Here is a 23168-nt window from a genome sequence, read left to right on the forward strand (position 1 = left end):
CGGGAAATCACCCATGAAGACCGTCTGGCTCTTGATCTCACCGGTGTTGTTGTTGATGAACTCCGCCGTCACGAACAGCGGAGCCGCATACGTCAAGTCCTTGTCTTTGCACTCATCGATCGAGGCCTTGACCTCCTCGAAACGGGGATCGGACAGGGTCAGCGACATCGTTCCGGCGAAATCCTCGATCGGAGAGAGCTCCTCGAGCACCTCCGCCAATCCGCCCGCCCGTGCGTCGCCGCGCGCCGCCTCCCGTTCGTGGCGGGCGGGCGCACCGATCAACCAATCGAAAGAATCGAGCTGGATATCCAGCAACCCCGGAACATCGAGGGGCTCACGAATTTTGGCGAACGAGACCCGCTTCGACGCCCCGGAGACCCCGGTCTCGACGGGCATTCCTGCATCGACGTCGGCCTGACTCGAGATTGTCAAGATGCGTCCTTCCAGCACCTCGCGCCGCCCACGCGTTCGCGTGGTCGTCGCGGTATCTGCTTGTCCTGTGGGCGGTAGTTCTCCTGTACGCACCGTGCTGGACTGTGCCCGAACATGCCTCGACAACAACGGGTGGGAGGTGGCACGCCGACAGTGCCACTTTCCACAGTCATTTCGTATTTCGAGAGTTGGACAGCACGCGACCCGGCGCGAAGCCTTAAATTACACCCAAACTTGGCCGATGTCGAGGACATCAAGAAATAGACACATGATTTCTCGTGTCTTCCCACTTTGATAGTGACATCTGGATATGCGGTTCGTCAAGTCTATTAGCGGTAATTCGCCAGCCTTACTCGATCGGGTCTCCTGCCGGGGCCGCGGCGGTCGCCGCTCGGGGTGCGACCGGCCTTCGCGAGGTCAGGACGACAGCCATCGCGGCGATCGAGAAGGCGGTGCCGCACCACAACGCCTTCGCGGGCTGACCGGTGTGGTCGACGACCACGGCGGCGGTGGCGGGGCCGAGAACAGCGCCGATATTGAACGCGGTGGTGGCCAGCGCGCCCGCGATCCGTGGCGCGGTGGGCGCGGCGGTCTGCACGATCGTCGCGATCAGCGTCGATCCCACCCCGAACGCGATGGCCCCGGACACCGTCGCCATGATCGCCACCCCGGGCAGGGTATGCGCGGTCGAAGCGGCCAGCAGCCACACTCCGGCGAGCCCGCTCGTACCGAGCGTGATGATCCGCTCTCGGTGATCGTCGCTGTAGCGGCCGGTCAACGTCACGCCGACGAACGATCCGATGCCGAACAGGGCCAGCACTATCGGAACCCAGCGGCTGCCCGGCTCGGTGAGCCCGGCGGTGATCGAACCGAGGAACGTGAACCCCGCGAACGTCGCGGCGTTCACCAGTACCGCGACCAGGACCGCGACGAGAACCGGGCGTGTGCCCAGCGCCGTCCACTCCTTCACCGGAGAGGTTCCCCGGGTCGTCCGCCGATCACCGGCGCGCACAGTGCGAGGCACCATCGTCCATACCGGGATCACCGCGGCACCGCTGATGACGGCGACGGCCCAGAACGCGGCACGCCAACCCCACACCTGTCCCAGCAAAGTCCCGGCCGGCACACCGGCGATGCAGGCCACGGTCACCCCGGACACCACCACCGATGTCGCGCGGCCCACCACGGCCGGGTCGACCAAGCGCGGCAGCGCGGCCAGCGCGATGGCCAGGAATCCCGCGTTGGCGACCGCCGCGACGACCCTGGTCGTCAGCAACGTCGCGAATTCGCTGGTCACCGCGCCGACGACATGAGTCGCGCAGAACACCGCCAAGAACGCCGCTACCGAATGCCGGACCGGCAACCGGCCCGCCGCCACCGCCATCGCCGGTGCGCCGAGCACCATGCCCGCCGCGAACAGCGAGGTCAGCAGACCGGCCGTGCCGATCGAGACCCCGAGATCGTCGGCGATCCGCTCCAGCAACCCCGACACCATGAATTCGGACGTGCCCTGCGCGAACACCGCGACAGCCAGCACGAACACCACAATGGGCATAGAAGGACAACTCCCCGGAAAAGGGCGCCGCGCAGCCGACACGGCGCCCGAGATGGTCGCGGAATCGGGCGAATCGTCGCCCGATCGCGGAGAAACGTACATCGTCCGGCGTCGCGAAAAACCTGCCTGTCGCGCTACGACCAGCAGTTTCTGCATTCACAACGCCGCCCAGCGCATATGCCGGGCGGCTATCGTCTGGACGCCTCCGGGGAATTCACGCCCACACCATAACAACGCGCCCGGGCGGGGCCAACACAATTACCCATTCGCCCTTCAGGCCGAAAGTCCACGTTGCTTCAGTGCGACCGCAGGCGCGTTATGGCGGCGTAGTTCGCCCGCGGATCCAGCGTTATGGCCGCCGCCCACACGTGTGCAGCGACAGCGCGCTGGTCGAACAGGGTGACCCAGGCGTCGGTGGACGCGCGGGTGTCGTTCACCCAGGTGGGCGTCGCTCCGAGTTCGGGCAGGTGCGTGTAGGTCAGCGCCGTGTAGGCGCGGGCTCGGGCATCGAAAATCGTTGCCGCGCACATGGGGTCGGCGGTGGCGCGTTCGCTCAGCCGGCCCGCTTTCGCCGCCTGTACCGCATCCGGCGGGACGCCGTGGGCGCCGGGGAATATCTCGCCCACCGTCAGGTAGGCCAGGCCGACCCCACACGCGGCGGGTGAATCGCCGGATCAGCCATTCGGCCGAGTCCAGGATGGGGGAGCGTTCGGCGTCGGGATCGAGCACTATCGCGGTGTGGGCCGCGTCCTGTGCCGTGGAGTTCTCCGCGTGGGCGAACCCCCAGAAGTGCACGGTGTCGGAGCCGGCGGCATCCGCTCGGCGTTCGGCCATCATCGTCGTGAGTATCGAGTCGATCGTGGTTCTCGGTGGATATCGGATGGTGGAATTCGTCGGCTTGCGGGTCGCGGGTCGCGGTCGATTTCGTCGCTTGGACATTCGGCTCTCGGTTACCTGTGCGAAGTAGTGGATCAGGCCAACTCATCCGGCCGGGGCGGGACAGGAAGGTCTGCGGTGCGCGCCCCGTGCGCGGGCAGCAGAACATCCCAGAACTCGGCGCGGACCGCGTCCCACAGCCGGAAGTGGCGCGGGAACCATTCGCGGACCTGCGCCAGATCTGGCAGTGCGCGCTCATCGAAGGCGACGAAACCGCTCTGCCCCAGGGGAATCGGCACGGTGTCGCCGTTGTTGCGCAGCCGGTAGGCAGGTGTGGGGTCGGAGGCGTCGCGGAAGAACACGATCTCGATGCGACTTCCCACCACCCGCCAGGAAGCCTGCACGGCTCCGGTCGTGGTGCGATGCAACCGGCTCACCCGCGCGGAGCATCGGGTGGGGCCGTCAACGCCGACAATCGCTCCAGCACCGCTTGGATCGTGTGCACGTCGAGGGCATGGTCGGTATTGCCGCTTTCGTCATGTGACGGGAACCCGATTCCTCGTGCGGCGGCACGTTCCCGGTGGCTCACCGCCTGCGGTGTCAGCCGTCCCGCGATCACCAGCGTGCGGTACGCAGCCGCCTTCCACGCACACCGCTCGATCCGGCAGGTCAGGTGCGCCCGCATCTGCTCGTGCGCCAGCCGCACGTCTGCGCGCGCGCAGATTCCGGGCGGAACGAGTAGCCCATCCACTACCTCGCGACGCCCGTGCCGGTGTGTCCCGATGCCGTGCCCCGTTGGCTGTAGATCGTGCGTAATCCGCTTCGACGCGCGGGAATTCGTGACGAAATCGAATTCTGTTCCGTGTTGTTCGGCCATGTGCATATGCTGCGAACGTGCTCACGACGGGGAGCTCGAATCGGCCGGTGCCCAGCAATCGGCGCGTACGCGCTGATCGCTTCCCGAGTGGGCGGACATCGATTCTCGCCGTGGGAAAAAGCAGGTCACACCGTGGGATAGCAGGGGAGGACGCAACGGAAATGGTCGGTACCAAGTCGGACGTCAACCGGACGACGCTGCCGCGTCGCCAGTTGGGCCGCGCACTGCGCGACGCGCGTCAGGCCAACGGTTACACCCTCGAGCAGGTAGCCGAAGTCCTGGAGATCAGCCGATCCTCGCTCGGGCGGCTGGAGTTGGGGCAGAACGAGAAGATCAAAGTTCGGGACATCGAGTACATCTGCCAGTACTACGGGCTGCCGGACGAGCGGATCGAGTACCTGAAATCGCTTGCCGAGCAAGCGCGTATGAAACCGTGGTGGGAGGACTTCCGGGATCTGGTACGGCCCGGGTTCAACACGTATCTGCAATTGGAGGCCGCGGCAAAAGGATTGCACTTCTTCCAAACGCTGATCATACCGGGCCTATTGCAGACTCCCGACTATGCTCGCAGTGTGCGATCCTCTGCGTCGAGTGGCTCCTCCGAAGAGGCCGACTGGCTAGTGGAACGGAGAATCCAGCGATCAGCAATACTTACTCGAAAGCACAAGCCGATGCAGGCGGAATTCCTGGTGCATGAGTCGGCTCTGCGCACTGTCGTCGGGTCTACGCGGATCATGTCCTCGCAATACCGTCATCTTGCCGACATGGGTACGCGGGATAACGTCTCGATCCGAGTCGTTCCCTTTACTGCTGGCTTCCCGGGCGGGTTGGCGGTCCCACCGTACATCATCATCGACTTCCCTCATGACGAGCCATCCGTCGTCTACACCGAAGGTGCCATAGGAACAATGATTTTCGAGGAGGGGGACGATGTGAACCGCTTCCGGGTGATCCACGCAGCCGTCAATGGTGCTGCACTCGACGAGCAACGATCGAGAGACTTGCTCAGGAATATGGCCAGGAGATACGAATAATGAGCATCGACCTATCCGGAGCGAAGTGGTTCAAGTCTATCCACAGTGGTGAGGCCGATGCGTGCGTGGAAGTCGCGTGGCTCGCGGCTGGTCACGTCGGCGTTCGGGATTCGAAGAACCCGACCGGTCCAGCGCTCGTCTTCACTCCGGACCAATGGAACGCCTTCAGGGCCCGTGTCACGGCTGGCGGATTCGACCTGAAACCTGATCTGTGACACGTGGTAGCCGGTTAACGGCCTGGACTTCGGCTCGACAGCCGATGTCCAGGCCGTATCCGTCGCGGTGCGAGCGAAGTCGCCCGTTACCGGCCCATCCAGTTCAGCGGCGGCTGAGCCAGACCGCTGCCAACGGGTACGGGGCAATAATCGGAGTCCCGGCAATATTCACCGTTCCACTCCAAAGCCCTTGCCGGGGGTCGATGTCATGCAGATCGAGGCCAAGCGGCACGGAGTCGAACGAAACATAGGTCTCGTCCGGACCGACCGGCGTCTGATGCCCACCCCGGCTCGAGCCGCCGCAAACCAGCGCCACTGTCCTGCCATCGACAAAGACTTGCAGGTCACAGTTCTCGATGGGCGACCCGATCACATTGGAGGGGCCTCTCCCGATGTGATAGGTCCCCGGCGGTATGACACCGTTGCGCGGAAACTCCGGATCATCAGCGGAGGCAACGGCGGGAGCGACAGAGATTGCGGCAGCGGCCAGCGCGAACCCGGCTGCGATCTTGCCAAACTTCATCGATTAGCTCCTTCGAAAATCAGTCGAACTCAGTCGTATGTCCTAGCTTTCGTCCAGCTCGTTACTGCACTGCCACCCTAGATCCGGTCCCAAACCCACTGCCCCCGAACGCGGAAAGCCTGTCGGGCCCCCGGCCCACTGCCGAGCCACGCGGCCGAGCGAAGGACACCCGCCGACCAGCGCGAGCCGAGAGCGCCAGGCAGGTCGTCTGTTACTGTTGGCGCACTTGAGTCGTCACGGGTCGAGAGGGTGGGGATGAGTCGTCGAATCCTGTTGGCACTACTCATCGGTACGCTGGCGACCGGAACCGTTGGATGTGAAGACACCACCAGCGGATCGCCAACGACGGGGTCCAGCACAACTGCGACGCAGGCTCTGTTCAACCCGTGCATAGGGATTCCCGATGATGCGCTGCGGGCGGCGGGCGTTGATCCAGCAACGGAGGAGAAGGGTGTCGCGGGAGTAGACCAGTCCGGTTGGGAAATCTGCCGATGGAAGGGCAGTCGTTACTCAATGACTGTGTTTTCGACGGGTCGGACTGTTGCCGAGTTCGAAAAGAAGCCCGGAAACGTCGAATTCCAAGATGTCACGGTTGCGGGTCGGAAGGGTCGGCAATTCAGAGTTGAAGGGGCTTCGAAGAAGCTCCTCTGTGATGTCTTGTTCTCCGTACCGCAAGGCGTCATCCAGTTGCGGGTGTCCAACCTAGCCGGTCTCGACAACCTCGACGAACCGTGCGCAACACTGTATCGAGTTGGCGAATCGATAGTGCCGGTTCTGCCGGCTTGATCCGGGAGGGGAAGATGAGCGAGGACAGCGCGAGACTGTGGAGTCAGCTAGCTGGAGCGGCTCGGACCGGGGAGCTTTACCTTGATAACCAAGAAGTCGCACTTGCATGCGCAAGAGCGTGTGATCAGCGCATAAAAGATCTTCAAGATCTGGCGATCGTTACGCAAGATGCCCAGAATGTCGCTGGCTTCGGTGACTTTGAGATGGCCAACGATCTAGTCAAGAAATTCCTCAAGCAGGCCATGGGCGAGGAACATTCAGTTGACCACGTGATTCTCGAACACATCGAAACCGTGAAGAACATGCGTGAGGTCATGGCGATCTCGTTCAAACGCATCACCGGGCAGGACATCGAGAACGCGGCCCAGATCGCGAATACCACCGACCGAGTGGGCTGACGAGTAGTCGCTGCAAGCAGCGGAGGCGCCTCGAGTCCGAACTCTGCTCTCGGCATCTCGATGCAGTCGTCGTCGGCATCGTTCGGCTACCGGGTCGCTCTCTGGGGCCAGCGCAGGCCGCGGGATACCCACTGTCCGTCTGCTACTGTTGGCGAACCTGAGTCGTCGCGGGTCGAGAGGGTGGGGATGAGTCGTCGAATCATGTTGACACTGCTCGTCGGTGCGCTGGCGACCGGGGTTGTCGGCTGTGATGACAACACGAGCGGATCGCCGACGGCGGGCTCCATTACGACTGGGGCCCAGGCTCTGTTCAACCCGTGCACGGGGATTCCCGATGAGGCGTTGCGGGCGGCCGGGGTCGATCCGGCCACCGAAGAGCCCGGTATTGCAGGGGTGCACCAGTCCGGCTGGGAAATTTGTAACTGGGATGGCCCCAAGTACTTCATCACCGTATTTTCAACCGGCCGTACGGTCGCGGAGTTCGAGCGTAAGCCAGGCAATGTCGATTTTCAGGATGTGACCGTGGGAGGTCGCCCAGGTCGGCAGTTCAGGGTCGAGGGTGCGTCAAAGTATCTCGATTGCGATGTGTTGTTCCCTGCGACTCAGGGGGTTGTGCAGTTGAAAGTCCTGAACCGGGCGGGTCGGGACGATCTCGAGGACCCTTGCGCGATCCTGCAACGGGTCGGCGTGTCGATTGTGCCTGCGCTGCCACATTGATCAGGGAGGGGTGATATGAGCGAAGACAATGCGGGACTGTGGAATGGGCTGGCAGGACGAGCTCGGGCGGGGGAGCTGTACGTCGACGATGAGAATACCGCGTATCAGTGCGCGAAGGCATGCGACCAGCGTCTTGCGGACCTGGAAGGGTTACGTAGGTTCACCGCTGTAGCCCAAAGCGTCTCCGGCTTCGGTGATTTCAACATGGCGGAGAAGCTCGTCGGCAAGTTCCTGAAGCAGGCCACCGGTGATACCAATTCGATTGACCAGATCATCCTTGAGCACATCGAAACTGTGAAGAACATGCGAGAAGTCATGGCGATTTCGTTCAAGCGGATCACCGGGCAGGACATCGAGAACGCGGCGCAGATCGCGAGTACCACTGAGCAGGTGCGCTGATGGGTAATCCGTACGGTGGTATGCCGCAGTTTCAGCTCGATCAAGGGCTGGGCTCGGCTATGTGGCGCAGTGTCAGCGATTGGATCGCGGGCGAGGAGTTGCAACCCAAGGTCAATACGGCCGAGGTGCAGGGCAAGTACAACCAGCAGCGGGACGGCGTGCGCAGCCGGGCTACCGGTGTCGGGTTCGAGGGCGCGTTCCGGCCGAGGGAGGTTCTGGACGCGGACGAGTTCGAGCGGCACGATGTCGCCACGCTGCGTCAGAAGGTCGATCAGATCGATCTGAAGGCGGTGAACGACCTGATAGCCGCATGGAGCACCATCGCGGAGCGGCACCAGACCTCGCTGGAAGCCTTCAAGACGGCGATGGAGCGGGCCACCGATGACAGTGTGTGGCGTGGTGAGGCGCGCAATGCCGCAGCCAGCGCGGTCAGTGACTATGCCGCCCAAGGTGCACAGGTTTCGAACGCGGCCCGGCTGACCGGAAACAAGCTGTCCGAATTGCTGACCGGTTTGGAGCCGACCAAGCAACTGGTCCCGCATGCGCCGGAGCACCGCAGCGGATGGGACAACGTGCGCTCCGTCATTGTCGGGCGGGAGTGGCGCAACGACGACGTCGCCGAGTACAACGCGAAGACCGAAGCATTGCGGGTGCTGCGAACCGTGTACGCCCCGGTTGTCATGGAATCGGATACCAACGTGCCGGTGATTCCGCGTCCGGCTTCCGCCACGAGTCCGGGTGGCACAGACGACGGCAGCAATCCGCGAGGCACGAACAACGGCAGCCAGAACCCCTCGGGGACCTCCTCACCCAGCTCGGATCCTTCAGGCAAGAATTCCACCGAGAATCCGACGACTCAATCGAGCGACCAACCCTCGGACAACGCCTCGGAGAATCCGGAGTCGACGAACACCGACCCGGCGTCCACTACGCAGGAATCGACGACCCCGGCGTCCACCACTCCGGCTTCGACTACGCCTGCCTCCACAACGCCTACGCCGAGTACATCGCCGCACAGTCCCGGAAGCCCGCACCTGAGCACGCCGAGCAGTCCCGGAACACCTGGTGCGCCCGGTGTCTCGGTGCCGCCCAAAGGTACGCCGAACAACCCCAACGCCGTATCCGCCGCAGCCGCACGCACCGGTGCCTCGCCCGGACGCGCCGGTACGAGCGGCATGGGTGGCATGGCCCCCGGTGCGCGCGGCGGCAAATCCGACGAGGAATCCACCAGGGGGATCCCGGACTACCTGATCACCCAGGAACACGGCGACGAGCTCACGGGGCTGGACGAGCTGCCCAGGACGGTGCCGCCGGTCATCGGTGACAACCCACGGTAAGGACATCTTCGATGCCCGAGGTGCAAACCTGGCGGTTCACCGCGCTCGAATTCCGGACGCTGTGGGAGTCCACTGGCCGCGACGTGCTGCCGTATCCCTTGCAGCACCAATACACGACGGAATTCCGGTCGGAGAGCTTGCGTTTGCGGCAGGTGGCGGCGCAATCGCTGCGGCCGCGCATCGATGACGATCTGCTGCGCGCGGTCGAAGTGCTGCTGGCGCCGGAGGCCCGGGTGGAAGTGGCCGGATTCGTAGGCAAACGCAAGGACCGCAAGCTGCGGGCGCATGCGGGGGTGCACTACGAGCACGGCGCGATCGCGGTGCAGGAACCGGGACCGGGCCTCGAGCACGGCGGTGATGTGGTGTTGACGTTGCTGTCCGCTGGTGCGGTGGCGCGGGCCGTGGTCGATGTGTTCCCCGCCTGCGGGCCGGGGCAGGGCAAGCAATTGCAGGCTTCCGCGGAGGAGCTGGCACGGCCGCGTCCGCCGGTGCGCGATGCCTGGCGGCCGACGCCGCGGGAGGAGTTCGAGCGGTTCTTCACCCGGGCGATGACCTTGATCGGTCATGTCGGTGTCTACGCGATGGGAAGCGTGGACAATCGGCACATCAACGGGCGCAAGGATTTCCAGCTCAACGATGTCGAGAAGGACGGTCGATACGTCACTTTCGGCGACGACCTGGTGACGATCAAACCCACCACTTCCGAACGCATCGCCGCCACCTTGCAACAGATGATCGCCAGAACGGTCAAGGACGTGCGCGATAGGGTGCACTTGCCGTACTGACCTCGCGAGCGGCGAGGCGTTTCGCCGCCGCCGGCAGTGCCACCACCGCATTCTTCCCTACCCGCCGCGCGTCACCGCAGGCCCGGCTCCGGGTATCCCCCTGCTCCACGGGCCTGAGGCGAAGCGGTGGGAGTGTGCCGCCGCGACCCCTGCCTCCGGCAGGTCACGACACGCACGATACACGCCACCGGCCCCGACTCGGCGAAAGCCGTGCGGCCGACATGTCGGGAACGCCACGGCGGCTCCGTTCGAGGAGTAGACGGCCAAGCCGTCCGCATGGGCACGCACCGCCAGGCCCACGCCCAACGACAATGAGACCTCTAGAGCACACGAGCCTACCTGTCGAGATCGGCGCGACAGCTCCGTTCCACAGCGCGAAACATAAGGAGTAGAAGTCATGCCCATCAAGTTGGAAAACGTCGCCATCGCGGTCCGCGACCTCGAAGCGACGATCGCCTTTTTCACCGACCTCGGTCTGACCGTCATCGGCCGGGACACGGTCAGCGGCGAGTGGACCGACACCGCCGTCGGCCTCGACGGCAACCACGCCAAGATCGCTATGCTCCAGACACCGGACGGCAACGGTCGGCTCGAGCTCTTCGAGTACATCCACCCCACCGCAATCGAGACGAGCCCGACCCGGCCCAATGAGATCGGGATGCACCGCGTCGCGTTCTCGGTGGACGACATCGACGAGGCCCTCGAGATCGCGGCGAGGCACGGTTGCCACCCTCTGCGCGGCGTGGCGACGTACATGGACGTCTACAAGCTCACCTATGTCCGCGGCCCCAGCGGCATCATCGTGATGCTTGCCGAAGAGTTGAACAAGAGCTGACCGCGCGCCCCGGCGCACACCTCGCGATACCGGCGCGCATCAGCGCTGCGGGCTGCAGCGAGCAAAGCGCCGATCGGGCACTTTCTCTCGGAATGACAACGCCGAACGTCCGCCCATCGTGCCGGTGCGGGCCGGAACCCGTCGCGGATCCAGGGTTCACCCGGGCGATGAGCGGACGTTCGGTTGGGCGGCTCCGCCGGAGGGGAACGGCGGTGGTGACGCCCGTGTCCCGCGGTGTCCGGGCCGCGGGACCGGTTGGGGCGGTCAGACGTTCGCGTAGGCCAGCGAGGGAACGCGCTGGATGGCGAACGAGGACCGCAGGTAGAACCACCAGGTGACGGTGGCCATCACCAGGAAGGCCCCGGCGTAGGCCCAGAACGCGGGAGCCATGCTGTGCAGGTGGGTGTTGGACAGCCGCAGGGCCTGCTGCAACAGCCAGCCGCCGGAGGCGCCGACCGCGCCGATGACGCCGATCGCCGCCCCCGCCTGGCGTTTCGCCGAAGCGGCGGCCTCGGCCGCGTCGAGGCCGTGCTCGGAGGCGTACTTCTTGGACTCGGCGCTGAAGATGGTCGGGATCATCCGGTAGGTCGAGCCGTTGCCGATGCCGGTGAGCACGAACAGCAGCAGGAACGCCAGCAGGTAGAGCGGGAAGCTCTTCAGTTCCAGCCCGGCCATGATCAGCGCGACCGCGATCGCCATGCCGCCGAAGACGTAGAAGGTGATCTTCGCGCCGCCGACCTTGTCGGACACCCAGCCGCCGAACGGCCTGCTGAACGACCCGACCAGCGCGCCGAGGAACGCGAGGTTACCGAGCGTGGTGATCCAGCCGATCTTGGCCAGGTCCGGGAAATTGGCCTTGATCAGCGTCGGGAAGGCGAAGGAGAAGCCGATGAACGAGCCGAAGGTGCCGATGTAGAGGATTGCCATCACCCAGGTGTGCCGGTTGGTGAGCGCGAGCCGGTAGGACTTGCCGTCGGACTTGGCGGTGCTGATGCTGTCCATGTAGCGCAGCGCGCCGAACGCGGCGGCCAGGATGAAAGGCACCCAGACCAGGACCGACAGCGTGATGCCGAAGCGGTAGCCGCCCGGGTCCTTGGCCATGAGGTGCGTGCCGAAGGTGATCAGCAGCGGCAGCACCAGCTGCGTCTGGGCGACGCCCAGGTTGCCGCCCGCGGCGTTGATGCCCAGCGCCGCGCCCTTCTTGCCCTCGGGGAAGAAGAAGTTTATGTTGGCCATCGAGGAGGAGAAGTTGCCGCCGCCGACGCCCGCGAGCGCCGCCAGCAGCAGGAACACCCACATCGGTGTGCCAGGTTGATTGACGAACCAGGCCAGACCGAGCGTCGGAATCAGCAGCATCCCCGCGCTGAACACGGTGAACGCCCGCCCGCCGAACCGGGGGATGGCGAAGGTGTATGGAATGCGCAGCGCGGCGCCGACCAGGGTGGGGGTTGAGGTGAGCAGCAGGGCGTTGCTCACCGCGATGGGGTTGCCCTTGCCCAGACCGGCGAGGAAGTCGAATCCGGCGGCGCCCATGCTGGTCACGACGGTGCCCCAGATGACCCAGATGCTGAAGCCGAGATTCTCGGCGAATACGGAGAACATCAAATTCTTGCGCGCGGTTTTCGCGCCACCGGATTCCCAGAACTTCGCGTTGTCCGGATCCCAGTGATCGAGCCAGCGTCCACGTTTCTGGTATTCGAAAGTCGTTGGGTGCGACTGCTGGCCGGTGGCTGTTACGACGGTCATCGGCTTCCTCTCGATTCGGCTCGACCGACCCTCATCGCGGCTGCGCCGCCGGCGGCTGTCGAGTGCCTGGCTACGGTCGAGATAAAGGTAGGAGCCGCGTGTTGCGTCCCCGTGGCCCTCGATGACGTTCCCGGCAAATCCGACTCACATCGCGTGGCCCCGAATGGTGACCACTCGGTTACCTGCGCCGTTTATCGCGCGTCCGGATATTCCGCGATGAGCGAGTTGAGGAAGCACCTCGTCTCCGAGGCGGCGCGTTCGGGATCACCGTCGATCACCGCGTGCACCAAGGCGGCGTGCTCCTCGGTATAGGAGTCGTCGGACTTCGATGTCCGTGCGCGGATGACCTGTTCGATGATGGGCAGCAGCGAATCGTAGAACTCGAGGTACACCGCGTTGTGGCTCGCGACGACGATCGCGCGGTGCAGCTGGACGTCCGCCTCGATCGCGGCGGCGGAGTCCTCGTCCCACTTCTTGTCGCGTTCGGCCAGCAGGCGCAGCAGATTCGCGATATCGGTGTCGTCGCGGCGGCGCGCGGCCAGGCCCGCGGCGGTGACGTCCAGCGCGAGGCGCAGTTCCAGGACGTCGCGTTCCTCGGCGTCGGCGAAATACTTGCCCAGGGTTCCGCCGAGGTCCGACGCCGCGATCACGTAGGTGCCGGAACCTTGGCGACGCTCCAGCATGCCGGCGTGCACGAGGGCCTGGACGGCCTCGCGCACCGTGTTGCGGCCGGTGCCGGTGAGCTCGGTGAGCTCCGGCTCGGTCGGGATGCGGGAGCCGATCGGCCAACGGCCGGAACGAATTTCGGCACGCAGCTGGTCTGTCACCTGGGCGATGAGGCTGGTGCGCCGGACGGGTTGCACCTCGACAGAGTACCGCCCATCACAAATCGTTGCCGGTCATCATCCGGTCATCCTATGATTTCTCGGTGACTGCGACCCTTCCCGAAACCGAGGCTCGCCAGGAATCCGTCCTGGTCGAGCGCCGTCGACGTGCGCTGACCGAGGGCCGCCTGCTGGTGCTCACCGCCATCGTGATGTCGGCGCTCACGCTGCGGGTCGCCGTCACCGCGTACAGCCCGCTGGCCGAGCGGATCGGCGCCGAGATCGGTTACGGGGCCGCCGTTGTCGGCGTCTTCGGCATGATCCCCACCGCCATGTTCGCCCTGTCCGGTCTGCTCACCCCGGTCCTGGCGGTCCGGCTCGGGCTGGAGCGCACCGCGCTGACGGCCATGCTGATGGCGGGCGCGGGCATGGTGCTGCGGGTGCTGATGTCGGGCACCGCCGAACTGCTCGTCTTCTCGGCCCTCGCCCTCGCGGGCATGGGCATCGGCAACGTGGTGATCCCACCGCTGGTGAAGCGGTACTTCCCGGATCGCCTCGCCGTGATCAGCTCGCTGTACATCGTGATGGTGCAACTCGGCACGGTCGTGCCCGCCTTCACCGCGGTCCCGGTCGCGGACGCGCACGGCTGGCGCGTGTCGCTCGGGGTGTGGGGCGTGCTCGGCTTCGCCGCGGCGGTGCCGTGGCTGGCGGTGCTGCGCGGCAGGCGCGGACACGACGGCGCGGACCGGACGGCCGTGCCGGAGCAGCCGCCCACCGGGCGCGTCTGGCGCTCGCCCATCGCCTGGGGAATGGCGGGCATGTTCGGCATGACCTCGCTCACCACCTACGCGATGTTCACCTGGTTGCCGAAGATCCTGAGCGAGGCGGGCGCGAGCGCCGCGTACGGCGGGGCCATGGTCGGTCTGTTCGCCGTGGTCGGCCTGGTGGCCGCGCTCACCGCACCCACCGTGGTCGCCCGGTTCCGCAATCCGTTCCCGGTCGTGGTGGGCTGCGCGGTGCTGTTCTTCATCGCGTTCGCCGGGCTGCTCATCGCGCCGATGGCCGCGCCGATCCTCTGGGTCGTCGTGCTCGGTCTCGGCCCGAGCACGTTCCCGATGGCGCTGACGCTGATCAACCTGCGCACCCGTACCCCTGCCGGGTCGGCCGCGCTGTCCGGCTTCACCCAGGGCGTCGGCTACGCCGTGGCCTGCGTGGGCCCGCTGCTGTTCGGCGTGCTGCACACGGCGACGGGTGGCTGGCTGGTTCCGTTCGCGCTGCTCGGCGTGGCGGTGCTGGTGCTGCTGGCGGGCGCCTGGCAGGCGTGCAAGCCGCGGTTGCTCGAAGACACCTGGAATTGATGCCCGGCGCCGTCGGCGCCGAATCTCACAGCTCCGGTTGCGCGACTGTGCGAACAGGGTGAGGATGTGCGCATCCGAATTGTGCGACGTAGCGCGCGTCACACCTCACCGCCCGGGGAATTCGAATTCTGTGCTTTTGTGACGCATGGAAACCGTTGTGTCACATGCCTGAAACATTCCCGCGAAACTCACCCCCGGTCGCCGGTAATCGTGAGCAACCGTTGATTTGACGGTCATTTCGCGCAGCATTTCGGCAATACCCCTTTCCTACCGTGGAGCCAACCGACATTGGGAGGCCCCGTTGAGCACGCTGACGCGTAACCGTCTGGAAGCGCTGGGACGGACGAAGATCCGCAGGCCGCGCATCGAGCACTGGGATGCGGAGGATGTCACCGCCTGGGAAGCGGGCGGCAAGGACGTCGCCCGGCGCAACTTGATCTGGTCGGTCTTCGCCGAGCACGTCGGATTCTCGGTGTGGTCGATCTGGTCGGTGATGGTGCTGTTCATGCCGACCGACAAGTTCGGCATCGACCCGGCGGGCAAGTTCTTCCTGGTCGCCATGCCGACCCTGGTGGGCGCGTTCCTGCGGATTCCCTACACCGTGGCGACCGCGCGGTTCGGCGGGCGCAACTGGACGGTGTTCAGCGCGGCGATGCTGCTGATCCCGACGCTGCTGACGCTGTACTTCATCAACCAGCCCGGCACCTCCTACACTACCTTCCTGGTGGTCGCGGGCTTCGCGGGCTTCGGCGGCGGCAACTTCGCCTCCTCGATGACCAACATCAACGCCTTTTACCCCCAGCGGCTCAAGGGCTGGGCGCTCGGCCTGAACGCGGGCGGCGGCAACATCGGTGTTCCGGTGATCCAGCTGATCGGCCTGCTGGTCATCGCGACCATCGGCAACGGGTACGCCTCGCTGATCTGCGCGGTCTACCTGGTCCTCATCGCGATCGCCGGACTCGGCGCGGCGCTGTTCATGGACAACCTGCCCAACCAGAAGGCCGATCTGTCCTACATGCTCACGGCCCTGAAGGTGCCGCAGTCCTGGGCGATCGCGTTCCTCTACATCGGCACCTTCGGCTCGTTCATCGGCTACAGCTTCGCCTTCGGCCAGATCCTGCAGATCAGCTTCCGGGCAGGCGGCGACAGCGTCGCGCAGGCCACGCTGCACGCCGCGCAGATCGCCTTCATCGGTCCGCTGCTCGGCTCGCTGGCCCGGCCCTACGGCGGCAAGTGGGCCGACCGCATCGGCGGCAGCCGCGTCACCCTCTACGTCTTCGGCGCCATGATGGCGGCGGCCGTGGTTGTCACCGTGGCCAGCACGATGGCCGACAGCAACAACGGCGTGGCGAGCGGGGCCGTGATGACCGCGCTCGTGGTCGGCTTCATCACCCTGTTCGTGCTCTCCGGCATCGGCAACGGGTCGGTCACCAAGATCATCCCGTCGGTGTTCGAGGCCAAGTCCAGGAGCCTGGACGCCACGCCCGCCGAACGGTCGGCCTGGTCGCAGAACACCTCCGGCGCGCTGATCGGTTTCGTCGGCGCCATCGGCGCCCTCGGCGGCGTGGGCATCAACCTGGTGCTGCGCTCCTCCTACGCGTCCACCAAGTCGGCCACCACCGCGTTCTGGGTGTTCATGGCCTTCTACGTGCTGTGCGCCCTGGTGGTCTGGGCGGTGTTCCTGCGCCGTCCCAGCCTGCGGGGCCTGCCCGCCGACTCCGATGTCGTGACCGAGGCGGAGACCTTCGTCCTCGAAGCCGAAGCGGGCCAGTCCCCGTCCCAGACCCCGTCCGCCGGCTCGTCGGCCCGCGCTTGACACCCGATCCAGTCCAGGAGGACACACAGATGAACCCCACAGTCGCTCGTAAGACCGCGGTGGTCGTCGGCCACGGAATGGTCGGGCACCGGTTCGTCGAGGCGCTGCGCTCGCGCGACACCGAAGGCCGCTGGCAGGTGATCATCCTCAGCGAGGAGAAGCTGCCCGCCTACGACCGCGTCGGCCTCTCCTCCTACGTCGGCGCCTGGGACGCGAGCGCGCTCGCGCTGCCCGGCAACGAGTACGCCGGTGACGAGCTGGTCGAGCTGCGCCTGGGCCAGAGCGCCGAGTCCATCGACCGGGCGGCGCGCAAGGTGACCACCTCGTCGGGCGACATCCTCGCCTACGACGCGCTCGTGCTGGCCACCGGTTCCTACCCGTTCGTGCCGCCGGTGCCCGGCCACGACGACCCCGCCTGCTTCGTCTACCGCACCCTCGACGACCTCGACGGCATCCGCGCGGCCGCCGAAGCCGCCGGTCCCGGCGCGGTGGGCGTGGTGGTCGGCGGCGGCCTGCTCGGCCTGGAGGCCGCGAACGCGCTGCGCCTGCTCGGGCTCACCCCGCACGTGGTCGAGTACAACTCCCGGCTGATGCCCGCCCAGGTCGACGAGGGTGGCGGCGCCATCCTGGAGCGCCTGGTCACCGACCTCGGCCTGCACGTGCACACCGGCGTGGGCACCTCCTCGATCGAGGCGGCCGACCAGGGAGTGAAGGTCACCCTGTCCGACGAGACGGTGATCGAAGCCGGGCTCGTGGTGTTCTCCGCCGGTGTCCGCCCGCGCGACCAGATCGCCCGCGACGCGGGAATCGAGGTCGGCCCTCGCGGCGGCATCATCACCGATCTCGGCCTGCAGACCTCCGACCCGAACATCTGGGCCATCGGCGAATGCGCCGCCGTCGAGGGCGTGTGCTACGGCCTGGTCGCGCCGGGTTACAGCACCGCCGAGATCGTGGCCGACCGCCTCCTGGGCGGCTCGGGCGAGTTCCCTGGCGCGGACATGTCGACCAAGCTCAAGCTGCTGGGTGTGGACGTGGCCAGCTTCGGTGACGCGCACGGCGTCACCGAGGGCGCGCTGTCGGTCGTGCTGCACGACGCGGCCAAGGGCACCTACGCCAAGCTGGTCGTCTCCGACGACGCGAAGACCCTGCTCGGCGGCATCCTGGTCGGCGACGCCACCGCCTACTCGGCGCTGCGCCCGCTGGTCGGCCGCCCGCTGCCCGCCGAACCGGCCGCGCTGATCTCACCCGCGGGCGCCGAGCTGGGCGCCGACGCGCTGCCCGACGACGCGCAGATCTGCTCGTGCAACAACGTGTCGAAGGGCGCGATCTGCGGGGCGATCGCCGACGGCGCCTGCGACGTCCCGGCGATCAAGAGCTGCACCACCGCCGGAACCTCCTGCGGCGGTTGCGTTCCCATGCTCAAGAAGCTGCTCGAGCAGTCCGGCGTGGAGATGTCCAAGGCGCTGTGCGAGCACTTCGAGCAGTCGCGCGCCGAGCTGTTCCAGATCGTCCAGGTCACCGGCATCCGCACCTTCTCCGGCCTGATCGCAAAGTACGGCAAGGGCGCGGGCTGCGACATCTGCAAGCCGACCGTCGCGTCCATCCTCGCCTCCACCTCGAGCGACCACATCCTCGACGGCGAGCAGGCCGCGCTGCAGGACACCAACGACCACTTCCTGGCCAACCTCCAGAAGAACGGCACCTACTCGGTGGTGCCGCGGATGCCCGGCGGCGAGGTCACCGCCGAGCAGCTGATCACCATCGGCGAGGTGGCCAAGGAATTCGGCCTGTACGTGAAGGTCACCGGCGGCCAGCGCATCGACCTGTTCGGCGCGCGCGTCGAGCAGTTGCCGCTGATCTGGAAGCGGCTGGTCGACGCGGGCATGGAATCCGGTCACGCCTACGGCAAGTCGCTGCGCACCGTGAAGAGCTGCGTCGGCTCCACCTGGTGCCGCTACGGCCAGCAGGACTCGGTCGGCATGGCCGTGCTGCTGGAGAAGCGCTACCGCGGCCTGCGGTCGCCGCACAAGCTGAAGCTGGCGGTCTCCGGCTGCGCCCGGGAATGCGCCGAGGCGCGCGGCAAGGACGTCGGCGTGATCGCCACCGAGAACGGCTGGAACCTCTACGTCGGCGGCAACGGCGGCCTCACCCCGAAGCACGCGGTGCTGCTGGCCGGTGAACTCGACGACGAGACGCTGATCAAGTACATCGACCGGTACCTGATGTTCTACATCCGCACCGCTGATCGTTTGCAGCGCACCGCTCCTTGGCAGGAAGCGCTGGAGGGCGGCATGGATTACCTCAAGCAGGTGATCTGCGAGGACAGCCTCGGCATCGCCGAGGATCTGGAGGCGGCGATGGCCCAGCACGTCGCCGGCTACCGCGACGAGTGGGCCGCGGTGCTGGACGACGAGGAGAAGCTTTCTCGCTTCGTGTCGTTCGTCAACGCCCCGGAGGAAGCCGATCCGACGATTTCGTTCGACGATTCGGGCGAGCGGAAGGTTCCCGTCCTGCTGGGACTGCCCAAAGTCCCGGTCGCCACGCAGGGGAAATGACCGCTTAACCGCTTGGAAACAGAACGCCGGTACCAATGAGTAAGGCGTTTGGAGGATGACACCGATGACCGTGATCGATACCCCCGGCATTGCCACAGCTACCACCACCGGGTGGACACAGGCTTGCCGTCTCGACTACCTGATTCCCGGCCGCGGCGTTGCGGTGTTGCTGAAAGGCGGCCAGCAGGCCGCCCTGTTCCTGCTGGATAACGGCCTGCTGTATGCCGTCGGCAATATCGATCCGATCGGCCGGGCGGCGGTCATGTCGCGCGGGATCGTCGGCGATCGCGGTGGGGCGCCCGTCGTGGCCTCGCCGCTGCTGAAGCAGGCCTTCTCTCTGGTCGACGGGCGTTGCCTGGACGACGAATCGGCGGTGCTGCCGGTGTACGCGGTGCGCGTGGACGACGGCATCGTTTCGATTTCCAACGAGCCGGTGTCCGCCGCGCTCGCGTCCTCGGATGGATGAAACGCCAATGACAACAATTGACGCCGGCGAGAGCCTGGCCGGATTCACGGTGGGCATCACGGCGGCCCGGCGGGCGGTGGAATTCGCCACGCTGCTCGAACGCCGGGGCGCGACCATCGTTTCGGCGCCCGCCATCCGGATCATCCCGCTGTCCGACGACAACGAGCTGGAACGGGTGACCCGGCAGCTGGTCGCCGATCCACCGCAGATCACCGTGGCCACCACGGGAATCGGGTTCCGCGGGTGGATGGAGGCGGCCGAAGGCTGGGGCCTGGCCGAGGACCTGCGCGCGACACTGGGGACCACTCGGATGCTCGCGCGCGGCCCGAAGGCCAAGGGCGCCATCCGCGCCGCGGAATTGCGCGAGGAATGGTCGCCCGCCTCCGAGTCGTCCGCCGAAGTGCTCGATCACCTGCTCGCCGAAGGTGTGGAGGGCGTCCGGATCGCCGTGCAGTTGCACGGTGCCACCACCGAGTGGGAACCGGTGCCCGACTTCTGCGAGGTCCTGCGGTGCGCGGGCGCGGATGTCGTGCCGGTGCCGGTGTACCGCTGGGTGCCGCCGGACGATCAAGGGCCGATGGATCACCTCATCGAGTCGATCGTCACCTCCGGCATGGACTGCGTCACCTTCACCAGCGCCCCCGCCGTGGCGTCGATGTTGATGCGCGCCAAGGAAACCGGACTGCTGGAGGGGTTGCTGTACGCGCTGCGCGGACGGGTGCTGCCCGCCTGCGTCGGCCCGATCACGGCCGCGCCGCTGGAGGAACTCGGGGTGCCCACCTCGATGCCCGGCCGGGCCCGCCTCGGTGCGCTGGCCCGCCACGTCGCCGAGGAACTGCCCCGGCGCGCCAACCGGATTCACGCCGCGGGCCACATCATCAGCGTGCGCGGCGCCTGCGTGGTGGTCGACGGTCAGGTGCGTCAGCTGGCGCCCGCGCCGATGGCCCTGATGCGCTCGCTGGCCCGTCAGCCCGGCCGGGTCGTCTCCCGCGAGGACTTGCTCGCCGCGCTGCCCGGCGGCGGGGACGACACGCACGCGGTGGAGACCGCCATCGCCCGGCTGCGCGCCGGACTCGGCACGCCGAAAGCGATTCAAACCGTGGTCAAACGCGGGTACCGGCTCGCGCTGGACCCGGCGGAATGTACCGACAACAATCCACGGCCCACCGCGACAGGAGGCCCGCAGGTGCCCGGCGTCGGAATTCCGACCCGGGCACCTCGGCACATCCAGACTGCGGGGAGCTGGTGACCGCCCCCGCCCTGGTGCTGGTGGCCCACGGGACCCGCAGCACCAAGGGCGTGCAGATGATCGCGGCGCTCGCCGAGGCCGTGACGAAGGAACTCGGTGCCGGGATTTCGGGGCCCGGCACCGAGACCGGCGACAGTCCCTGGGTGCGCACGGCATTCGTGGACGTGCTCGGCCCTTCGCCGTCGGAGGTGCTGCGCGATCTGGTCACCCCCACCGGCGAATCCGTACCCGCCGTCGTGGTTCCGGCGTTCCTGGCCTCGGGATACCACGTCTACCAGGACGTGCCGCGTGAGGTCGCCGAGAGCGCCCATCCCGCGGTGACGGTCACGCCCGCCATGGGCCCGGACCCGGCGCTGGCGCGGATCATGGCGATGCGCCTGCGCGCGGCGGGCTGGTCCCCGGGCGACGCGGTCGTCTTCGCCGCTGCGGGCTCCTCGGACGCTCGTGCCCGCCAGGATGTCCGGCGCGCGGCCGCGCTGCTGGCCGAACACCTCGGGGTCGCGGTCCGCATCGGCTACGTCGCGACCGGCGCGCCGCGCGTGCCGGACGTCATCGCGGAATTGCGCGCGGCAGGAGCGGGCCGCGTCTTCGTCGCCTCGTACCTGCTCGCGCACGGCCTGTTCCAGCAGCGCCTGCACGAGGCGGGAGCCGACGGCGTCGCCGAGCCCATCGGTGTGCACCCGGCGGTGGTCCGGCTGATCGCCGACCGCTACCGGGTGGCAGCGGGGGAGATGGTCCGGGCGCGGGCTCGCTGAGCGATCGGCGCACGAGTTGTCTGTGCTCGGCTGGCCGGACTGCTCGAGCGCCGACCGCTACCGCCGCCGCGTCACGCGCTCACCTGACCGATGCGGGTGCGGCGTCGGTGCCGCTCCTGCCACTGGCGGCAGCGCTACCGAAGATGTCGCGATGCCCGCGCGCGGTATCCATGTACTCGCGAACCCTGCGGATGAGACCGTCCCGCAACTCGAAGACGAAGCAGTAGTCATTGCGGTAAGCGTTTCCGTTCGCCAGCGTGGCGCTCATCGTTTCCTCCACGACCACTCGGTCCCCGTCGACGTAGAAGCCGCGAAAATCCACGGCGACATCACTGACGAACAACCGCGGAAACTCGTGTGCGAGGAAATGCGTTATCGCCTGCCTGCCGATCATGTGGCTGGGCGCGTCGAGCGCGACCGCGGTCGCGTTGCCCGCCGGAGCGAGCCATTCGGCATCCTCGGTGAAGAACACTGCGATCTGCTCCGCGTCATGACTGGCGAACGCCCGCCACGCGGCCTGAACGACGGCCCGATTGTCGATGGTCATGGCTCGACGGTATGCACATCCACACCTGGCATGCTGGCGGGAAACGGACAAGACCATCTGTGGTCCGACTACCCACCCCGCCGAAGATGGACGACATGAGCCATGCGCGGACGCAGGACTGGGTGAGCGCGCGGTCATCGATGCTTACTCGGCGGCATAGGGATTCGCCGGGTTCGCCGCGACGTACTGCGACCAGGTCTGTGTGCCGTCGGCGTGATCCGGGCAGGTGTTCAGGCCTGCCCGGAACGCGCTCCCGATCCGGCCGGGCACCGGGAGCGGGACGATCCGCCGCGGCCGCTGCCGGGCGGCTTGCCAGACCTGCGCCAACTGGGTCATCGTCCGCACTTCCGGACCCCCGAAGTCCGGAGCCCGGCCGAGCGGCTCGCCCTCGGCCAACGCGGCGAGCCGCCGCGCCACGTCGGCGGCGGCGACCGGCTGGAAACGGAAGTTCGGCGGCAGCGGCGCCACCGGCCATCTCTCGACGCTTTGCAACACGGCCGCGATCAGCTCGTGGAACTGCGTCGCCCGCAGGATCGTGTGCGGCACACCACTGTCGATGACGGCCTGCTCGCAGGCCAGCTTGTTCCGGTAATACCGGAACGGGATGCGGTCGATCCCGACGATCGACACGTACAGCAGGTGCCGGACCTCTCGCGCGTGCCGCAGCAGGTGCTCGGTCTGGGCGAGGTCCGAGCCGCCCATCCGGCGGAAGTCCGAGGCGGCGTGCACGATTACGTCGGTACCCGCCGTGGCCTGCGCCACGCCGGTACCCGTGCGCAGATCGCCCACATGCGTGCCCGCCCCCGAGCGACGGGAAAGCACCCGCACATCATGGCCCGCTTCGCGCAGCCGATCGACCACAAGCCTGCCCAGCGCGCCGGTTCCGCCCGTGACGAGAATCTTGGTCATCGTCAACTTCTACCGCTGAAGCCCGTCAGCGCGCACGAGGTCCTCGTTACCCGGTGAGTCGCCCATGGCTTAGCCGGTGAGCCGCTTCCGCTCGGGCGACGCTGTGATTCGCGCGGGCTGAGTGGAAGCTAATCCGAATAATCTGCGGGACAGAACAAATGGCCCTGAATCTGG

At 66.7% G+C, this 23168-nt stretch carries 24 protein-coding genes and 1 pseudogene; 15 read left to right on the top strand and 10 right to left on the bottom strand.

Going from position 1 to position 23168, the window contains the following annotated elements:
• The 5 genes and pseudogenes from ABZ420_RS30965 to ABZ420_RS30985 form a co-directional block, all read right to left on the bottom strand.
• A pseudogene (locus ABZ420_RS30965) lies at nt 1–450 on the bottom strand (DNA-directed RNA polymerase subunit beta); the annotation flags it as partial.
• 331 nt (nt 451–781) lie between these two features.
• Complete coding sequence (locus tag ABZ420_RS30970; RefSeq protein WP_357130178.1) at nt 782–1987, bottom strand: Cmx/CmrA family chloramphenicol efflux MFS transporter; 1206 nt, start codon at nt 1985–1987, stop codon at nt 782–784.
• 296 nt (nt 1988–2283) lie between these two features.
• The gene (locus ABZ420_RS30975; RefSeq protein ID WP_357130181.1) at nt 2284–2613 is read right to left on the bottom strand and encodes a hypothetical protein; all 330 of its coding nucleotides are present in this window, start codon (nt 2611–2613) and stop codon (nt 2284–2286) included.
• 345 nt (nt 2614–2958) lie between these two features.
• Complete coding sequence (locus ABZ420_RS30980) at nt 2959–3300, bottom strand: hypothetical protein (RefSeq protein ID WP_357130184.1); 342 nt, start codon at nt 3298–3300, stop codon at nt 2959–2961.
• Complete coding sequence (locus tag ABZ420_RS30985) at nt 3297–3740, bottom strand: hypothetical protein (protein WP_357130187.1); 444 nt, start codon at nt 3738–3740, stop codon at nt 3297–3299. Before ABZ420_RS30985 ends, ABZ420_RS30980 begins: the two co-directional genes overlap by 4 nt.
• Nucleotides 3741–3901: 161 nt before the next feature.
• Between ABZ420_RS30985 and ABZ420_RS30990 the strand changes: the two genes are divergently transcribed.
• Both ABZ420_RS30990 and ABZ420_RS30995 read left to right on the top strand, forming a co-directional pair.
• On the top strand, nt 3902–4774 hold the full coding sequence (locus tag ABZ420_RS30990) for a helix-turn-helix transcriptional regulator (RefSeq protein ID WP_357130190.1): 873 nt from the start codon (nt 3902–3904) through the stop codon (nt 4772–4774).
• The gene (locus ABZ420_RS30995; protein ID WP_357130193.1) at nt 4774–4989 is read left to right on the top strand and encodes a DUF397 domain-containing protein; all 216 of its coding nucleotides are present in this window, start codon (nt 4774–4776) and stop codon (nt 4987–4989) included. The genes ABZ420_RS30990 and ABZ420_RS30995 overlap by 1 nt, the downstream gene beginning before the upstream one ends.
• Nucleotides 4990–5092: 103 nt before the next feature.
• On the opposite strand, the gene ABZ420_RS31000 is transcribed toward ABZ420_RS30995, so the two are convergent.
• The gene (locus ABZ420_RS31000) at nt 5093–5512 is read right to left on the bottom strand and encodes a hypothetical protein (protein WP_357130196.1); all 420 of its coding nucleotides are present in this window, start codon (nt 5510–5512) and stop codon (nt 5093–5095) included.
• Between the two features lie 255 nt (nt 5513–5767).
• On the opposite strand from ABZ420_RS31000, the gene ABZ420_RS31005 reads away from it, so the two are divergent.
• From ABZ420_RS31005 to ABZ420_RS31035, 7 genes are all read left to right on the top strand, one after another.
• Entirely contained in the window at nt 5768–6298 is a 531-nt protein-coding gene (locus ABZ420_RS31005) for a DUF3558 domain-containing protein (protein WP_357130199.1), read from the top strand.
• Between the two features lie 14 nt (nt 6299–6312).
• The gene (locus ABZ420_RS31010; RefSeq protein ID WP_357130201.1) at nt 6313–6696 is read left to right on the top strand and encodes a hypothetical protein; all 384 of its coding nucleotides are present in this window, start codon (nt 6313–6315) and stop codon (nt 6694–6696) included.
• Between the two features lie 201 nt (nt 6697–6897).
• Nucleotides 6898–7413: a DUF3558 domain-containing protein gene (locus ABZ420_RS31015; RefSeq protein WP_357130204.1), complete on the top strand. Its 516-nt coding sequence runs from the start codon at nt 6898–6900 to the stop codon at nt 7411–7413.
• Nucleotides 7414–7428: 15 nt separating this feature from the next.
• Complete coding sequence (locus tag ABZ420_RS31020) at nt 7429–7812, top strand: hypothetical protein (RefSeq protein WP_357130207.1); 384 nt, start codon at nt 7429–7431, stop codon at nt 7810–7812.
• The gene (locus ABZ420_RS31025) at nt 7812–9149 is read left to right on the top strand and encodes a hypothetical protein (protein ID WP_357130210.1); all 1338 of its coding nucleotides are present in this window, start codon (nt 7812–7814) and stop codon (nt 9147–9149) included. Before ABZ420_RS31020 ends, ABZ420_RS31025 begins: the two co-directional genes overlap by 1 nt.
• Before the next feature lie 11 nt (nt 9150–9160).
• Nucleotides 9161–9934, top strand: a complete 774-nt coding sequence (locus tag ABZ420_RS31030; protein WP_357130213.1) for an ESX secretion-associated protein EspG — start codon at nt 9161–9163, stop codon at nt 9932–9934.
• Between the two features lie 397 nt (nt 9935–10331).
• Entirely contained in the window at nt 10332–10769 is a 438-nt protein-coding gene (locus ABZ420_RS31035) for a VOC family protein (RefSeq protein WP_357130216.1), read from the top strand.
• A gap of 264 nt (nt 10770–11033) precedes the next feature.
• Here the strand turns inward: ABZ420_RS31035 and ABZ420_RS31040 are convergent, their stop codons facing one another.
• Together ABZ420_RS31040 and ABZ420_RS31045 are read right to left on the bottom strand one after the other, a co-directional pair.
• Nucleotides 11034–12515 (bottom strand): MFS transporter, encoded by a 1482-nt coding sequence (locus ABZ420_RS31040; RefSeq protein WP_357130219.1) that lies wholly within the window; start codon nt 12513–12515, stop codon nt 11034–11036.
• Between the two features lie 191 nt (nt 12516–12706).
• Complete coding sequence (locus ABZ420_RS31045) at nt 12707–13378, bottom strand: FadR/GntR family transcriptional regulator (protein ID WP_063052252.1); 672 nt, start codon at nt 13376–13378, stop codon at nt 12707–12709.
• Between the two features lie 173 nt (nt 13379–13551).
• Between ABZ420_RS31045 and ABZ420_RS31050 the strand changes: the two genes are divergently transcribed.
• The 6 genes from ABZ420_RS31050 (at nt 13552) to ABZ420_RS31075 (ending at nt 21538) form a co-directional block, all read left to right on the top strand.
• Nucleotides 13552–14697 (top strand): MFS transporter, encoded by a 1146-nt coding sequence (locus ABZ420_RS31050; RefSeq protein ID WP_357130318.1) that lies wholly within the window; start codon nt 13552–13554, stop codon nt 14695–14697.
• Between the two features lie 310 nt (nt 14698–15007).
• A complete protein-coding gene (locus ABZ420_RS31055; protein WP_357130321.1) occupies nt 15008–16513 on the top strand; it encodes a nitrate/nitrite transporter in 1506 nt (501 codons plus the stop codon).
• Nucleotides 16514–16542: 29 nt separating this feature from the next.
• Nucleotides 16543–19068, top strand: coding sequence for a nitrite reductase large subunit NirB (gene nirB, locus ABZ420_RS31060; RefSeq protein ID WP_357130222.1), 2526 nt, complete (start codon nt 16543–16545; stop codon nt 19066–19068).
• Between the two features lie 64 nt (nt 19069–19132).
• Entirely contained in the window at nt 19133–19534 is a 402-nt protein-coding gene (gene nirD, locus ABZ420_RS31065) for a nitrite reductase small subunit NirD (protein ID WP_357130225.1), read from the top strand.
• Between the two features lie 7 nt (nt 19535–19541).
• A complete protein-coding gene (locus tag ABZ420_RS31070) occupies nt 19542–20783 on the top strand; it encodes a uroporphyrinogen-III synthase (protein WP_357130228.1) in 1242 nt (413 codons plus the stop codon).
• A complete protein-coding gene (locus ABZ420_RS31075; RefSeq protein WP_357130231.1) occupies nt 20780–21538 on the top strand; it encodes a sirohydrochlorin chelatase in 759 nt (252 codons plus the stop codon). Before ABZ420_RS31070 ends, ABZ420_RS31075 begins: the two co-directional genes overlap by 4 nt.
• Nucleotides 21539–21617: 79 nt before the next feature.
• Here ABZ420_RS31075 and ABZ420_RS31080 read toward each other — a convergent pair whose 3' ends face one another.
• Nucleotides 21618–22085: a nuclear transport factor 2 family protein gene (locus ABZ420_RS31080; RefSeq protein ID WP_357130234.1), complete on the bottom strand. Its 468-nt coding sequence runs from the start codon at nt 22083–22085 to the stop codon at nt 21618–21620.
• Nucleotides 22086–22229: 144 nt separating this feature from the next.
• Nucleotides 22230–22994 carry an SDR family oxidoreductase gene (locus ABZ420_RS31085; protein ID WP_357130237.1) on the bottom strand — a complete coding sequence of 255 codons (765 nt, stop codon included), beginning with the start codon at nt 22992–22994 and terminating at the stop codon, nt 22230–22232.
• Between the last annotated feature and the right edge of the window lie 174 nt (nt 22995–23168).

The organism is Nocardia sp. NPDC005745, from assembly GCF_040630775.1.
Lineage (GTDB): Bacteria > Actinomycetota > Actinomycetes > Mycobacteriales > Mycobacteriaceae > Nocardia.